This window comes from Nonomuraea corallina, from assembly GCF_027620315.1.
GTDB classification, from domain to species: Bacteria; Actinomycetota; Actinomycetes; order Streptosporangiales; family Streptosporangiaceae; genus Nonomuraea; species Nonomuraea corallina.
This window is the reverse complement of record NZ_JAPNNL010000070.1, coordinates 17,725-32,880: the sequence shown is the minus strand read 5'-3', so window position 1 is coordinate 32,880 and position 15,156 is coordinate 17,725. Positions and strand designations below refer to the sequence as shown.

Here is a 15,156-nt window from a genome sequence, read left to right as displayed (position 1 = left end):
TTGAAAGCCGTCATATTCGAGGCTTTCGGGAATACCGTCTTGGTGACGTCATTGCGAAGGTGCCTAATCATGGGCTCACCTCTGCGGCGATGATGTCTGCGGCATTGTCGGCATGGGCCACCACCCATCTGTCGCGCCGCCACAGCCGTGCCCACCACGGCCGCCAGGTGAACACCCAGCCGCAGTATCGGCGGATGGCGGTGATGTGAAGCTCGGCGCCGGTCTTGGTGCACATCTGCAGGACCGGCGAGCCGGTCGCGGGTATGACCAGCGAGATGTCGTAGCCAAGGCCGCGCAGATCCCACCCCAGCCGGGCCAGGTGATGGAATCTCTCGTGCTCCTCGCGTTCTGTCATGCTCCCGCCTTTCCGGGCTTTCCAGTGGGTACGGTCGAACGGCGAATAGTGGTGTCGAGCTATTTGCGTCCGACCCGGTGAATACTGGGGGCAGGCTTCTGCATCTGTGCTGGATAAGAAGGTGTGCGTTCAGCGTGCCTTCTCGGTGTCGCGGCGGGCGACTGATTCTCCAGGCCAAGACAGCAGGGCTGATGACAGCAGCCGGTCAGGTGTGGTTTAAAGGAGTCATTAACTCCGCGAGAATTTCCGTTTACTCCAGTAAGAGAGGAAATGTCATGGAGGCTGTGCCGTCAATCAATCCGGACTCTCCGCGCGTACGCTTCGGGGCGGAGATGCGGCGACTGCGGGAGGCGGCAGAGCTCTCCCAGGCTGCGGTGGCGGCCCGGCTCGGCTGCACGCAGACTCAGGTGAGCAGACTGGAGAAGGCGAACCGCACACCGTCACGGTCCGACGCCGAACGGCTGGACTTGCTCTTCGCCGCTTCAGAGGGCGTTTCCTTTGCCCGGCTCTATGAGCGCATCGTCGCCCAGCCGGGAAACCCTCCCTGGTTCCGTAGCTGGGCTGAGGAGATCGAGCCCACTCTCCTTGTCCTGCGCTCATGGGATCCCCTGCTCGTCCCTGGTCTCCTTCAGACCGAGGCGTACGCCCGTCATATCTTTCTCATGGAACCTCGGGCCACTCCCGAAGAGGTGGAGCAGCGCGTGGAGGCGAGGATGCGCAGGCAGCGCATCCTCGATCGGGCCCAGCCGCCTCTGGTTTCCGTTCTCTTCGACGCAGGAGTGCTGCGGCGGCGCGTCGGCGGGCCAGAGGTGATGTGTGGGCAGCTTGATCGCCTGCTGGAGCTCGCGACGCATCCCTCCGTGTTCATCCAGGTCGTCAATCCGGATTGTCTCCCTGGACTGGCCGGCCCGTTCATGATCGCCAAACTTCCGCACGGACAGCCCGATGTCATCAGCTCCGACGCCCCGGCTCAGGCCCAGATCACGGCAGATCCCGATATCGTGGCCGCGATCTGGGAGCGCTATGAGGCAATCCGACTCTGGGCGTATCCTGAGCGCGAATCCCTCAGGATAATCGAGGAAGTGAGGAGAGAATGGACTTGAGTGGCGCCGTATGGCAGAAGTCGTCTTACTCTTCAGGGAACGGTGGTCAGTGCGTCGAGGTCGCGATGAACCTTCCTGAAATGATTGCCGTCCGCGACAGTAAGAATCCGGATGGCCCTAAGCTGCTCTTCACCTGCGACGAGTGGAAGGTATTCATCGGCGGCGTGAAGATGGGCGAGTTCGACGCTCTCTTCTAGCTCTCGCTCTCCGACTCGTCTCGAGCGGGGTGGCGGGGGCCATTGCCGGGCGGTGGGTTGAGCGTAGACGTGTAGTTCTTTCCGTCCATGAGCGGAACGGTTAGGCTTACTCCCGCTACTGTCATTCGATCGTACTCTTCGAGGACCAAGTCCTTGGTACGGTAGGTGCCGTATTTAGCGATTTCATTGTTCTTGAGTCCGCCGGTTTTCGATTGGAAGGTCTCTAGGACGTAGTCCACATCGGGCCGACTAATGCCGTAAAGGTGGAAAAAATAGGCGTCGAGTTCTGCTCTAATTCTAGATCGACGCTCCTCGTTCCACTTGAACGGGCCCTGGGTGTCGCCAAGATCCTCGGCGAAGCCGGCTATGTCGTGAGCTGTATATACGAGCTCAAGAACGCGAGGGACTAGGAACCGGGTATGAGGCTCTAGCGAGTCAGGGGCTGGAACCGGTAGCTGCTTCCAGGTCATGAGAGCCATGTGGAGTCCCCCAATCTTCTGTCGGCTAACGAAGTCGAACACCAAGGCACTTTGAGCGGCGACTAGCGCGGCTGTGAGCGTAGGTGCAACCCGTGGTAGCTGCAACGGGAAGGTGTGTCCGATCGCAGCGCGCGGTACTATGGCGGGAACGGCGGTGCGCTCGTTTGTCGCCGAAGTTACGTCACACCACCCGCAGAGCCAGTTTCGATCCCACTCTAGCTCGGCCAGGCGCAGTGACACTCCTGGCACCTCGACATCCTTTCCGTTCCTGCGAGTAGGAATATTTCCTTCCTCGGCGATCCACTCAAGGGGGATGGCGGCTCGTGTTGGATCTCCTAATTCTTCTTGCGTTAGGTAGCGTGGTTGCTTCTGTCGGTTCACTGCGGTTTCACTCTTGACTACGTCTGCAGCCCGGTGATTGAAGAAATTTACCATTTTCGCTTCGTATAGAGGCAGCATCCGTTCGGCTCCTCGAACGAATATATTGCCCTGAAGCTCCCAGCCGTCTATCTGGAGTTCGCTTGCAGTGCGAAATAGGTCAGAATCATCGGTCATGTTGAAATGATTTTTGAACGATATGCGCCAAAGGTTGCCGTCGGACTGTGACTCGTTCCACAGAACGGGAAGGCGTTGATAGATTGCCGCAGTGAGATCGGCATCTTTGTGGGTGCGGAAGATGGGTAGCGTCCCGGTGTTAGGGTTTATCAGTGAGATATCCTCCGGGCTGAGCTGGAAGATGCGCTCGGCGGCGTCGAGGTCAATGGTGTCTTCGAGAAAGAAGGCGAATGTGGCGGCTCTCTCGCGCTGTGCCCGTCCTGTAAGCGACAGTAGGCAGAACTTGTAGCGTGAGTCCACTCCTACGAACAGCGGCTTACGGTTCTCGAAGTCGTACAGGCATGTAATCGCACCTCGTCGCGAGAGCTCGCTGAACAGGTGCTGAGCTCCCGCGCCGGTGGCGATTGCGGTCGGGATGATGCATCCGATCCGCCCCTCGGGAGCGATGATAGAGGTGAACTGCTCCGTGAAGAGCTGATCTGTTTGGAGCGAGTTGACGCCCTTTACGGTGAGGCCCTTGCCGCAGAGCGGGAAGACTCCAGACGATGCGGCGAAGAGAAATGTGGACTTCACTTTCCGGCGCTCGTCCCAGTACTTCTTGCCCGCTTCGGGGAATTCCTTCGCCCACTGCGCAACCTTCGTACGGCGTGCCGTGCCAGCGATTGCGGCGATCGACGGTTCGACGACGCTGAAGTACTTCTTGTCCTCGAAGTCGACCTTGTCCCACGGCGGGTTACCCAGCACGCACGAGAACCCACCCGCCCAACCGGTCGCGGGATCGACGTCCGGGCCGGCGTGCTCCGGGACGGTGAAGATGTCGGGGAAGGCCAGGTGCCAGTGGAAGAACCGGTACTGATCGCGTAGCCTCTCGATCTCGTCGTGAACGCTCCGAGGAAGAGCGGCGGCCTGCCCACTCCGCAGCGCAAGGAAGACGTCATGAGTGATCGCGGGAGGAGCGTCCTTGGTCTTGTGCCACATGAACGCCGCGCACCAGGCGTCGGCCAGGTGCTGGGCCTGGACGTACTCAGGTGCGGACTTCCACACCTCGTAGGCCGCCTCTTGGTCGTGGACCTGGGCGAGCGTGCCCGAAGGTGCGTCGATGATGGCACGCAGGCCGGAGGCAAGAGCAGTGTTGGTCGCCTTCGTCTCGGTGCCCAGAGGGAACAGAGTGCTCTGCCCCGAACGCTCCTTGTCGTTCTGCTTCTCCAGGAACGCCGCGAACTTGGGATCGTCCCCCTCGACCGCCTTGAACGCCTTGTTGGGGATGCCGTTCTCCATGAGGGCGGGCGTCGCGCCGATGAGGGCGTTGCCGTGCTTGATGTGCGCGTCCAGGAAGCCCAGCGGCTTGCCGGGCTCAAGGGCTTCCAGCCAGAGCGACACCTTGGCCAGCTCGACAGCCATCGGGTTGAGGTCCACCCCATACACACACTGCGCGATGACTTCGTGCAGCGCATGCCGTACCGCGTCCAGCGTCGGCTCCGGGTTGCCCTCGCGTACGGCCGCGACCCGCTTGGCGATGCGGCGGGCGGCGGCGACCAGGAAGTGGCCGGAGCCGCAGGCCGGATCGCAGACGGTCAGGGACAGCAGCTCGGTGACGATGCGATCGGACGCGTCCGGCTCGCCCGCCGCCGACGCCCTGATCTCGCCCCGTTTCTGCGCGTCGTCGATCACAGGGTCGAGCGTGGAGTCGAGCAGGGTTTCGATTAACGAGCTGGGCGTGTAGTACGAGCCGGTCTTCTTGCGGTCGTTGCCCAGGCGGTTGACGAGCTCGAAGGTGCGGTCCACCGCGCTGTGCTTGGGGATCAGCTCCAGCAGGGACTCGTAGATGGAGCCCAGTTCCTCCGCGCCCATGTTGCGGTAGTCGATGGTGCGCCACCTGGCCGTGCCCTCGTCCTTGACCCGGGCCAGGTGCCGGACGGCCTCCAGCAGGTGGGCGTTCGAGATCAGCGCGCCGCGCAGCGGGGCGTCCGTCTCGATGTCGTCGAAGAGCCCGCCCAGGCCGGGGATGCCGAGTTCCGGCCGGCCCTCCTCGTCTCCCAAGGCGTCCAGGACGATCTTCAACGCCTGGTAGAGGTCGGTGTGGGAGGTGCCGCGCCGGCGGAGGGCGTGGCGGCGGAGGCGGGCGGAGGAGAAGTACTTCTCGTAGCGGTCGCGGGCCCGCTGATCCGCCTCGGGCGGGTGCAGGGCGCCGCGGTCCTCAGCGACGAACAGGAAGATCAGCCGGTAGGCGAGCCGGAGCAGCGCGGCGTGGAACTGGTCCACGTCCAGCTCGGCCCGGAGCCGTTCGTTGGCCGGGTGCTTGAGGAAACCCGTGCCGAGTGCGGTGATCGCCCGCTGCACGCCGTCACGATGGCTCTCCAGAGCCCGTACGCCCGAGACAATCGCCTCGACCCGCCACTTCTCCAGCCAGCAGGCCGACGCCGCCTCGCCGTCCTCGGTCCTGAAGCGGGTGTAGTGCAGCAGCCGATAGAGCAGCACGAACTCACTGAACAGCTCGCCGTCGAAGATCGCCTCAAGGTTGAACTCCACGTACGAGGCCGTCGCGAGCGCACTGGAGTCGCGCAGCAGCCGCAGCCGCCGCCCGTTGGTGATGACCCCCCACAGGTGGGCCTCGCTCCGGTTCAGGAACTCCTGCACGAGCGACTGCGGCGGGATGTGACCCCGGCGGTGCCTGTCCAGGTCGGTGTTCCACGCCACCAGGTGCATCGGGACGCCCTGCCAGCGGTGGCTGATCGCGAACGTGCGGCTGCCGTCATCGGACGGGAGACCGGCGACGCCCACGGCGGAGAGCTCGCCGAAGCCGAGCTCGGCGAAGAGCGGTGCCAGCCACTGCGAGATCGCCAACCCGGTGGGATCGGCCGGTGTCTCGGCCTCGGGCGCGACGGGCAGCTTCTCCCGCAGTTCCTTCCACACCGACTTGAGATACTCCCAGTGCCGCTCGGCGTCGTCCCGCACCGTACGGGAGCCGATGACCTTGTAGTCGGCCGGCAGGCAGCCGGGGACGCCCTTGCCCTCCGAGATGCGCAGCAGCATGTCGGCGGGCAGCAACCCGCCGACCGTGTGAACGGCGGAGAAGACCTGGCTGCGGGTGACGGCGGACATCAGGCGACCCCTCCGGCGGGCAGATAGACATAGACGCCGAGGATGTCGGCGGGTTCTTGCACGGTCACGTCCAGACCTCGGACGATCTCGCCGGACGCGCTGCGCACCCGGCGATGGGAGTCCTCCAGCTCGGCTTCGAGCTGCTTGCCGTACTCGCTCAGCTGCCCGGCGACGGCGGGCAGGCCGTCGAGGACGCGGGTCATGGTGCGCTCGCCGAAGACCGGGTCGGTGTTGGCGTCGGCGGTCGCGTCGATGAGCTGGAGCGCCTCCTCCGGCGGCAGCCAGAGCGCGCCGGCGGGCGAGCCCTGGAAGGCCAGGAGCCGGGCGTCCTCGGCGACGATCTGCTTCTCGCCCGACCGGGACGGCAGCGTGAGATGGAAGCGGTAGCGGACCAGCAGCAGCGTCGTACGAGTCCGCACCGCGTCGGTGCGGATCACCCCGCAGCGCCTGGCCGGCCGCCTGCCCTCGGTCTCCAAAGCGGTGTTGAGCACGTACCCCGCCAGCGCCCCGACCACGGGATCGGTGCGGACGAGAGCGGCCTCCCCCCGCGCCACCGCCGGCGTGGTGCGGAACGGGATCGGGCGGCTCAGCTCGCCGCCGATCACCGGGGCCACGGCGTCCCGGAGGCCGGCGGGGGTTCCGCTGATGTCGGCGGTGAAGTCGCCCGGGACACCGCTGTCACGGATCACGCCGTCCAGCGCGTCCAGCGCGTTCCGTACGAACCGCCGCACCTCGTCGGAGCGGCCCAGGGTGTCGCGGATGGCGGCGGCCTCGCGGGCCACCTCCTCCGGGTGGATGGAGCGTTGGGCGAAGCGGGAGCGGGAGGTGCTCTCGCGCTCGGCGGCCGAGCTCCACTCCGCTTCCAGGGTTTCGGCCTTGCGGTCGAGCTCCTCCAGCTCGAACAGCGCCTCCTGGTCCGGCTGCCGCTCGCGCATGAGCAGCCATTCGACGATGGCGTCCGTGACGCCGGTGGAGGCGGCGTCCGGGACGGAGACGGAGATGCCGAGGTCCTTGCGGATCTGGCGGTGCTTCTTGATCAGGACGTCGAGGACCTTGCCGTCGATGCCGTTGTCGCTGCCGTACAGAGTGATGACCTTGACGACGTCGCGCTTCTGCCCGTAGCGGTCGACGCGGCCCTCGCGCTGGTCGTGGCGGGTCGGGTTCCACGCCAGGTCGTAGTGGACGACGGCGTCGAAGTGGTGCTGGAGGTTGACGCCCTCCGACAGGCAGTCCGTGGCGACCAGCACGCGGGGGGCGTCGGCGCTCTCGTCGGCCAGGTCCTCGATGCGCTGCAGGCGCTGCTGCGGGGAGAGGGTGCCGGTGACGTGCCGGACGACGGTCTTCTTGCCGAGCTTGCCGTCGAGGTGCTCGGCGACGTACTCGGCGGTGGGGATGTAACGGCAGAAGACGATCGGGTTGTAGCCCTCGCGGATCAGGGCCTTGAGGTGCTTGACCAGGGCGGCCAGCTTCAGGTCCTCGTCCGGGCCCTCCAGCTTCGCGGCGCGCTCGGCGAGCTGCGCCAGCCGCGCCCCGGCCTCGCCGATCTCCGCGCCGGGCGCGACGTCGAGGCCCTCCATGACGTCACTGTCGGAGGCGTCGCTGGTCAGCGGGGCGCCCAACCGGTCCGCCTCCTCCGCGCTCGCGGCCACCGCGGCGGCCGAACGGGTCCGCAGGGTCTGGGCGGCGGCACGAGGGGAGGAGACCATGGAGCGCAGCAACGCGATCGCCGACCACCAGGCGATGCGGGACTCCCGCTTGCCCCGCTCGCCCGCCGCCGACACCCGCTCACTGGCGTAGGCGATGGCGTCTTCGAGCAGCGCCCGGTAGGCGGGGGAGAGGCGGTAGGTCTCGTCCTTGAAATAGCGGTCGGAGGGGAAGGAGGTGTCCTCGCGCTGGCTGTCGTCGGCCAGGCCGTCGTTCACCGTGAGGAAGTGGCGTACGTCGGCCCGCTTGCGCTGCACGAAGTGCTGGGCGAGCAGCCGCCGCCCGGCGTCCGAGTCGAGCCTGACCGAGGCCAGCTCGGGGCTGAGCAGGCCCAGCAGGTTGCGGAAGGCGCTCTCTTTCCCGCTGTGCGGCGTCGCGGTCACCAGCAGCAGGTGCCGCTCGGGCTCCTTGGCGATCCGCTGCAGCAGCTCGTAGCGGAGCTGGTTCTGGGTGGAGGTGCTGTCGTCGGCCGCGACGCAGGTGTGCGCCTCGTCGACGATGACGAGGTCGGGGCAGTGGCGGACGAAGTCGTCGCGGTGCCGGGTGGACTTGATGAAGTCCGTGGAGACGATCACCCTGTGGTGCCGGTCGAAGAGCGACTGCCCCAGATCGAGGCCCCGCTCCAGCCTGGAGACCGTGCTGGCTAAGACGAGCTCCGCGTCGATGCCGAACTTCGTCCGTAACTCCTCCTGCCACTGCTCGGCCAGCGCCGGCGAGCAGAGCACGGCCAGGCGCTCCGCGCTGCCCTGGGCGAGCATCTCGGCGGCGATCAGCCCGGCCTCGACGGTCTTGCCGATGCCCACGTCGTCGGAGATCAGCATGCGGACGGTCTTCTGCCGCAGCGCCATCATCAGCGGAACCAGCTGGTACGCCCGCGGCTCCACCGCCATCCCCGCCAGCGACCGGAACGGCCCCGCGCCGGAGCGGAAGCCGATGCGCAGCGCCGAGCGCAGCAGCCCGGCCGCGTGCTGGTCACCCAGGTCCTTGGGTGAAGGCGGCGCGAAGCTGGCGCTGACCACGTCCTCGAACGCCGGGAAGACGGCGGCCACGTCGTCGTCGGAGCCGCCCAGCGGGCGCAGCACCAGCATGTCGGCGGCGCTCTCGGGGAGCACCACCCAGTCGCGGCCCCTGGCCGAGACCAGAGAGCCGGCGGAGTAGGCGGGCATCAGCTGTTCCCTCGCGTGGTCATGGTTCCGAAGTAGCGCTCGTTCTGGGACGCGACCGCCGCCCAGTCGGCGTCGTGCTTGAAGCGGATCACGTCCCAGCCCTGGTCGAAGAGGCGCTCCTCGGCCTCGGCGTCCCGCTCGGCGACCACCGCGTCCTGGTGGACCGGGCCGTCGACGAAGACCGCCAGCTTGACGCCGGGCAGCCGGTAGACATAGTCGGGCCGGGCCAGCGCCTCGGTGATGAACGTCTGCGCCTCGTCGGGCAGGCGCAGCCCCTGCTCCTTCAGCCAGGCGAGGAAGGTGCGCTCCAGCCCGGTCTCCGACTGGCCGCCCAGCCGCTTCAACTGGTCGGTACGGCTCTCGCCACGCCCGGTCGGCCTCGCCTCGGCGGCGGCCAGGCGCAGCAGCAGGTCGCGGACCGAGTGCCGGTCGATGTCGGCGTGGTTGAGCTGGTTGCCGTAGGTGAGCAGGCAGTCGTAGCAGCCGCGGGCGCACTTCCGGTCCTGGCGCGGGCCGCCCAGGTCGGTGCCGTCAGGGGCGAAGTGGCAGATCGCGAGAGCCTCGGCGGTGGCGCGGGCCAGCGCGTCCCGCTCCGACTGCATCAGCCGGAGCACGCCGGCGCCGCCCTCTGCGGCCTCGGTGAACAGCATGCGATCCCGCAGCCCCTCGTTGGGCGGCAGCAGCTCGCTGGTCAACTCCGAGTCCTCCAGCTCGAAGGCGGCCTCGATGCCGCGCTCCAGCGCGTACATCAGCGACAGCGCGACCGGCACGGGCAAGGGTTCATCGAGCTTGAGCACCAGGATGTTACGGGTGTCCTGCACATACGGGATGACCCGCTTGCGCTGCCGCTTCTCGTTGCCGTCGGCGTCGACCACCGGCATCTCGCTGGAGTCGCCCGAGGCGTCGGCCGCCGCCTGCTCGTTGAGCCAGCGGCCGTCGGCCGGGTCCAGCCAGAAGCCGTCCGGCTCGTCCTTCTTGGCGCGCAGCCGCCCCAGGTTGGAGATGCGGACCGTGGCGGAGTCGCCGAAGGAGAGCGTCGCGAGCTTCCCGGCGGCGTCGGCCAGGAGCGCGTCCCGGCGGCCCGTGCGCTGGCCGTGATCGTTGAAGCGGTAGGAGGTCACCAGCCGGAAGCCCGCGCGACGCCGCTCCTCCTCGTCCGAGGAGATGCGCTCCCGCCGCCGGGTGTAGACCGTGTGCAGCTGGAGCAGCCCGCGGGTGGGCGTGGGCAGCACCGCGCCGCACACCTCGCACTTGTCGGCACGCTCGGCCGAGTCGTAGTGGTAGCCGCACCCGGCGCAGCGCTGCGCCTCGGTGGTCACCACCTCGCCCGAGGCGTCGGGCCGCAACTGGATGCGATCCACCTGGTAGCGGTTGCCCTCGTGGTAGATCAGCGCGCCGGGCCCGAACTCCCTGATGGCCAGGAAACGGGGACGCTGCAGGTAGTCGCCGTCGCCGTAGCGCCGCCCCGTCGTCGGGATGTACGCCGCCAGCGGCAGACGGGGGAAGGAGTAGCCGGGCAGGAAGCCCTCACTGGCGAGATAGCGGTACGGGTTGAAGTCCGACAGCAGCGACCGGCTGTCCACGCTCTCGTTCTTCAGCAGGTCGAGCTGGGTCTCGGCCTGCTTGCGCTGCAGCTCGGCGATCTTGCGGTCGCGGTCGGTGAGCGTGTGGTCCAAGCGGCGCCGATTCTGCTCGGCCTGGTCGGCGAGGGCCGCCCTGAACAGGTCGCGCCAGCGGTCGAAGGACCGGTCGAACTCCTCCGGAGCCCGGCGCACCTGCTCCTCGATCCACTCCTCGTGCCACCAGGCTGGCGGTTCACCGGCACCGGGCAGCACCCCGTCCAGCACGTTGTGAGCCGCCACCACCGCGCGCCGGCGCGCCTTCTGATCGCGTACGGTCGCCTCGACAGTGGCGTGCAGGAGCAGCTTCGGGTCGGGACGGCGGGCGCCCTCGTCATAGCTCAGGTCGATGAGCGTCGGGATGTTGTTGCCCAGCCTGAGCCCGCTTTCGGCCAGCCAGATGGCCTGGACGTGCGAGCGGACCAGGTCCTCGTTGGCCAGGTCCAGCCGCGGCGGGCGGACTGCCCCGGCGACCATGCGGTCGGAACGGCGGAAGTAGTACTGGTCATGGCTGTTGCCGGTGGCGCAGTAGGTGGTGACCAGCGCCGGCTGCCCCTGCCGGCCCGCCCGGCCGCTGCGCTGGGCGTAGTTGGCGGGCGTGGGAGGCACATTGCGCATCAGCACCGCGTTCAGCTCGGAGATGTCGACGCCCAGCTCCATCGTGGGGGAGCAGTAGAGCAGCTTCAGCTCCGCCTTGCGGAAGTCCTCCTCGCGCCGCTCCCGATCCTCCGGCGACACCTGCGCGGTGTGCTCGCGGGCCGACAGGCCTGCCAAGGCGGCGGCCGTGTCACGGTAGAGGTCGCGAAAGAAGACGTTTACGCGCGGGCCGTCGCCGCTCGCGTACGTCCGGGTCAGCGGGTCGTGGCTGCCGCTCTCACCGGTGCCCGCCCGCCAGACGAGGCAGGCGGCGGCGATGCGGTAACCGGTGATGGGCGGCCCCGAAGGGCGGCGGTAACGGCCGGCCCGCTGCGGCGTGGCCTCCAACGCCGTCAGCAGATGCGCCTGGGCCAGCACCTTCATCAGGTCCGCGGTGATCCGCTGGGCGTCGTCGGCCGATATCTGGGGGAAGTGGATCCGCCGCAGGTACTTGCCGAACTTGCCCCTCCCGGACAGGAACAGCCCCGAACGGTCGATGCCGGGACGGGAGCCCTGCGGGTAGGCGGTGCTCACCTTCGGCCGGTCACCGCCGGCCAGCCGCCACGGGTCCTTCAGCCGTTCCTCGCTCGCACGCTGCAGGCTGTCGTAGTCCTCCCGAAAGTACTCGACGTCGATGGCCAGCGACCGGCGCATCTCGTCCAGCAGCGCCCGCATGATCTCGGCGCGCTGCCCCGGCTCGGCCCTGCGCAGCTCGGGCTGGGCGTCGTCCCACCGATCGTCCTTCGCCGCCAGCCAGTCGAGGTCCGCATAGTCGATGACCAGCAGGCCCGTCTGCTCCAGGTTGGGCATGGTGACCCGCCAGCCCCGCTGGAGATCCAGGTAGAGCCGGAAGGCGATCACGTCGCGTAGCGTCTTCGCCGCGCTCGCCGCCATCGACGGCGGCAGATCGTCACCCGCCGTGTAGTCGCCGGGGCTCAACCCGAGCGCCCCGGCGACCCGGGAGGCCAGGTCCTCGTGCCGGATGCCGTCCGCGCCCGCCGCCGTCGCCGCGTGGTAGAGCGCGCTGCGCAGCTGGGTGATCTGCACGAAGTCGTTGAAGTGCCCCGCCTGCAGGGAGGCGTCCTGCCGGTTGTCGACGAACGTCAGCAGCTTGCGGGCCTCCTTCTTCAGCGCCTCGGCCGACACCTCCTTGAGCGAGCGGACGATCGAGGCGGAGATCAGCGAGGTCGCCGAGGAGCGGCCCTCCTGGTCGAGCCGGGCCAGCTTGGCGAAGTCCTTCCCGCGAACCTGCTCGTAGCTCACCCCACAGTGCAGGCAGAACAGGAACGGCGCCGGGATGAACGCGGCCTTCAGCTCGCCCTGCCCCTCCACGCCGTACGGGTCGACGGTCACGAGACGGGGAACCCTCGGCCGGTAGGAGTCCCGCACCACCTCCCCGCCGTGCGCGTCGAACTCCAGCCAGGACTCGGGCAGCCGGCGATCCTGCAACGCCTGCTCGACACCGGAAGGCCAGGGGCGGGTGGAGTCGATGTAGAGGTAGCCGTCTTCACCGCTGCCTCCGGTAGCGGTCGTCTCCCGGCGGTTGCCGTACACCACCTTGCCGTTCTTCTCCGAGCGCCACACGGTCAGGTACTCCTGGCCGCACTCACGGCAGAAGGCCAGCGGCAGCAGGATCTTGCCGTCGGTCCCCGGCTGGTAGAGCTGGTAGTCACGGGTCAGGTGACGGCTCGACTCGTCCTCCAGCGTGACGTGCACCGTGTCACCCTTGGACAGGAACTGGTGCAGCCGGAAGGCGAAGAGCGGGCGGCCGGTCAGCGGATGGCACGCCTCCGAACCGGCCTTCAGCGTGGCCCGGATCGCGTCCGCGCACCTCTCCGTGTCCAGGCCGCTCGTCCCGGCCAGCTCCGCCGCGGCCTCCTCGATCTTGGCCGGGTGCTGGCGGACCAGCCGTCCCTCCTCGTCGACGGTCAGCCCGAAGCGCGTCTCGATCCAGCGGGCCAGCGGATCCCTGACCAGGTCCTCGTACGCGCGGGGCGCCCCGGGCGCGGTCAGTCGCTCGACCGGCACCGTCTCCGGCGGCTCCCCGGTGGCGCGGACCAGCGTCTCACCGATGATGTTCGAGGCGTCGACGGGCGTGCCGAAGAGTGTCGTCGCGATCCGGGCCACCTCGTCGCGGCGGTCCTGGGCCGTGCCCTCGGTCGCCATGGTGGCCGAGGTGCCGATGCACTGCAGGCTTTCGGCGCGGCAGGCGTCGCGTACCCGGCGGATGAGCAGGGCGACATCGGCGCCCTGCCGGCCACGGTAGGTGTGAAGCTCGTCGAAGACCAGGAACTCGAGTCCTTCGGCCATCCTGATCAGCGACCTGCGGTCCTCGGGCCGGGTGAGCATCAGCTCCAGCATCACGTAGTTGGTGAGCAGGATGTCCGGCGGATCGTCGCGGATCTTCTTGCGGGCGGTCTCGTCCTCCTGACCGGTGTAGCGGGCGAAGCGGACCTTCTCCCGGCCGGCGCCGTAACCGTCCCTCAGATACTTCTCCAGCTCCTTGAGCTGGCTGTTGGCCAGGGCGTTCATCGGATAGACGATGATCGCGCGTACCCGTTTCCGGGCTTTCGAGCCTTCCTGGTCGCGCTGCCTGAGCACCCTGTCGACGATCGGCACGATGTAGGCCAGGGACTTGCCCGAGCCCGTGCCGGTCGTGAGCACGTACGAGCTGCCGGACTGCGCGGTCTTGATGGCTTCGAGCTGGTGCTGGTGGAGCGTCAGCGGCCGGCCGTCGCACTCCGTGCCGTCCTCGGTCTTGCCGATCTGGAAGATGCGGGCGCACTCCGGATGCAGGATCCCGTTCTGGGACGCCTCCAGCACCGTTCCGCCCGACTTGAAGAACGGGTTCAGCGAGACCCACGGATCCGGCCACTGCGATTTGGCGTCCAGGTCCTCCTCGACGAATGCCGCGATCCGGCCGTCGCGGATGATCGTGCCGCCCTCGGTGAACGCCCTGTAGTCCTTCAGCAGTTGCTGGTGGACGCCGAAGACGTCCATGCCAGAGCCTGCGCGGCGTGGTTCCGGAGCCGGCGCCGAGGTCGGGACATGGTCGGCCGGCCTGGTCTTGGCGCAGGCCATCGGGTCGAAATCCGACCAGCCGGGAACCGCGCTCGCTTCCCCCACGAGGGGGAGCAACGCCTCCCGGACGGCGACGGCGTCAGCGGGGCGGTCGGCCGGGTCCTTGGCGAGCAACCGCTCCACCAGGCGTGTGAAGTCCTGGGGGACATCTGAACGGAGCAGGCTTATGGGAGGTGGCTGCTCGGTGAGGTGCTTCTGCGCCAGCTCGTAGGCGGACTCGCTGTGGAACGGTGGAACACCGGCGAGCATCTCGAACAGCACGCAGCCCAGGGCGTACAGGTCCGCCGCCTGGGTGACGGCCGAGGCACGGAACTGCTCGGGGGCCATGTAGCGGGCACTGCCGACCGTGACGCCCGTGCTGGTGATCTTGCTGTGCTCGATGTCCCCGATGATCCGGCCCGCGCCGAAGTCGAGGACCTTGACCAGGCCGCCGCGCAGAAGCATCACGTTGCTGGGCTTGAGATCGCGGTGGACGACTTCGACGGCATGAGCGGCGGACAGCGCGTCCGCCATCTGAGCCCCCAGGGCCGCGGCCCAGGAGACGGGCAACTGCGGATGCTCGGAAATGAGATCGCTGAGGGATTCGCCGTCGAGGAGTTCCATGGCCAGGTACGGCAAGCCGGAGGCATCCACACCGCCGGCGATGGTGCGTGGCAGGTTGCGGTGCTCGAGCCTGTGCATGATGCGCACCTCGCGGTCGAATCGCTGCACCGCCTTGGCATCGGCACGTGAGTCGAGGACCGTTCCAGACCGGCTGCGAAGGATCAGCTTCACCGCGACCTCGCGGTTGTCGTCCTCCGTATCCCGCGCACGGTGGACCTCACCCATGTTGCCCTTGCCCAGGGCTGCCAGCAGCTGGAACCGGTTCGCCACCGTGTTCTGGCCCACAGAATCCCTCGCTCCCACCCGCGATGATCTTCACAGGTGAGCGTACACAGAGAACCCGTCCTAAGTGAAGACTGTTCGTTGACTTAGTTCACGCTCTCACTAGTCGGATAGGCGCCGGGCAGCCGTCGGTTCCGCTGTCGCGTGAGGTCAGAAGGGTAAGAATTGAGAAATCTATCTCCAAAATAATCAGCAGGGAACAGGAGGCACCGACTTCTTGGCCGACGCGAAACCCCGGGGGGTCGCAGAAAGGGGTGATTTATGGCATCTGTAC

Annotated in this window: 6 protein-coding genes; 2 read left to right on the top strand and 4 right to left on the bottom strand. The window is 67.6% G+C overall.

Going from position 1 to position 15,156, the window contains the following annotated elements; translation table 11 throughout:
- Positions 1-67: 67 nt before the first annotated feature.
- Entirely contained in the window at positions 68-355 is a 288-nt protein-coding gene (locus OUY22_RS18685; protein ID WP_270156299.1) for a hypothetical protein, read from the bottom strand.
- Between the two features lie 275 nt (positions 356-630).
- Here OUY22_RS18685 and OUY22_RS18680 point away from each other — a divergent pair, with 275 nt between their 5' ends.
- Positions 631-1,458 carry a helix-turn-helix domain-containing protein gene (locus tag OUY22_RS18680; protein WP_270156298.1) on the top strand — a complete coding sequence of 276 codons (828 nt, stop codon included), beginning with the start codon at positions 631-633 and terminating at the stop codon, positions 1,456-1,458.
- On the top strand, positions 1,449-1,655 hold the full coding sequence (locus OUY22_RS18675) for a DUF397 domain-containing protein (protein ID WP_270156297.1): 207 nt from the start codon (positions 1,449-1,451) through the stop codon (positions 1,653-1,655). The genes OUY22_RS18680 and OUY22_RS18675 overlap by 10 nt, the downstream gene beginning before the upstream one ends.
- On the opposite strand, the gene OUY22_RS18670 is transcribed toward OUY22_RS18675, so the two are convergent.
- The 3 genes from OUY22_RS18670 to OUY22_RS18660 are packed head-to-tail and all read right to left on the bottom strand — an operon-like array spanning position 1,652 to position 14,885.
- Positions 1,652-5,791 carry an Eco57I restriction-modification methylase domain-containing protein gene (locus OUY22_RS18670; RefSeq protein WP_270156295.1) on the bottom strand — a complete coding sequence of 1,380 codons (4,140 nt, stop codon included), beginning with the start codon at positions 5,789-5,791 and terminating at the stop codon, positions 1,652-1,654. The two genes, OUY22_RS18675 and OUY22_RS18670, sit on opposite strands and share 4 nt — an antisense overlap.
- Entirely contained in the window at positions 5,791-8,661 is a 2,871-nt protein-coding gene (locus tag OUY22_RS18665; protein WP_270156294.1) for a DEAD/DEAH box helicase, read from the bottom strand. The genes OUY22_RS18670 and OUY22_RS18665 overlap by 1 nt, the downstream gene beginning before the upstream one ends.
- Positions 8,661-14,885 carry a protein kinase domain-containing protein gene (locus tag OUY22_RS18660; protein WP_270156293.1) on the bottom strand — a complete coding sequence of 2,075 codons (6,225 nt, stop codon included), beginning with the start codon at positions 14,883-14,885 and terminating at the stop codon, positions 8,661-8,663. Before OUY22_RS18660 ends, OUY22_RS18665 begins: the two co-directional genes overlap by 1 nt.
- Positions 14,886-15,156: the final 271 nt, after the last annotated feature.

Excerpts from the sequence above, each read along its gene's own strand:
- OUY22_RS18685 (WP_270156299.1), bottom strand. The coding sequence starts at position 355 with ATGACAGAACGCGAGGAGCACGAGAGATTCCATCACCTGGCCCGGCTG.
- OUY22_RS18680 (WP_270156298.1), top strand. The coding sequence starts at position 631 with ATGGAGGCTGTGCCGTCAATCAATCCGGACTCTCCGCGCGTACGCTTC.
- OUY22_RS18675 (WP_270156297.1), top strand. The coding sequence starts at position 1,449 with ATGGACTTGAGTGGCGCCGTATGGCAGAAGTCGTCTTACTCTTCAGGG.
- OUY22_RS18670 (WP_270156295.1), bottom strand. The coding sequence starts at position 5,791 with ATGTCCGCCGTCACCCGCAGCCAGGTCTTCTCCGCCGTTCACACGGTC.
- OUY22_RS18665 (WP_270156294.1), bottom strand. The coding sequence starts at position 8,661 with ATGCCCGCCTACTCCGCCGGCTCTCTGGTCTCGGCCAGGGGCCGCGAC.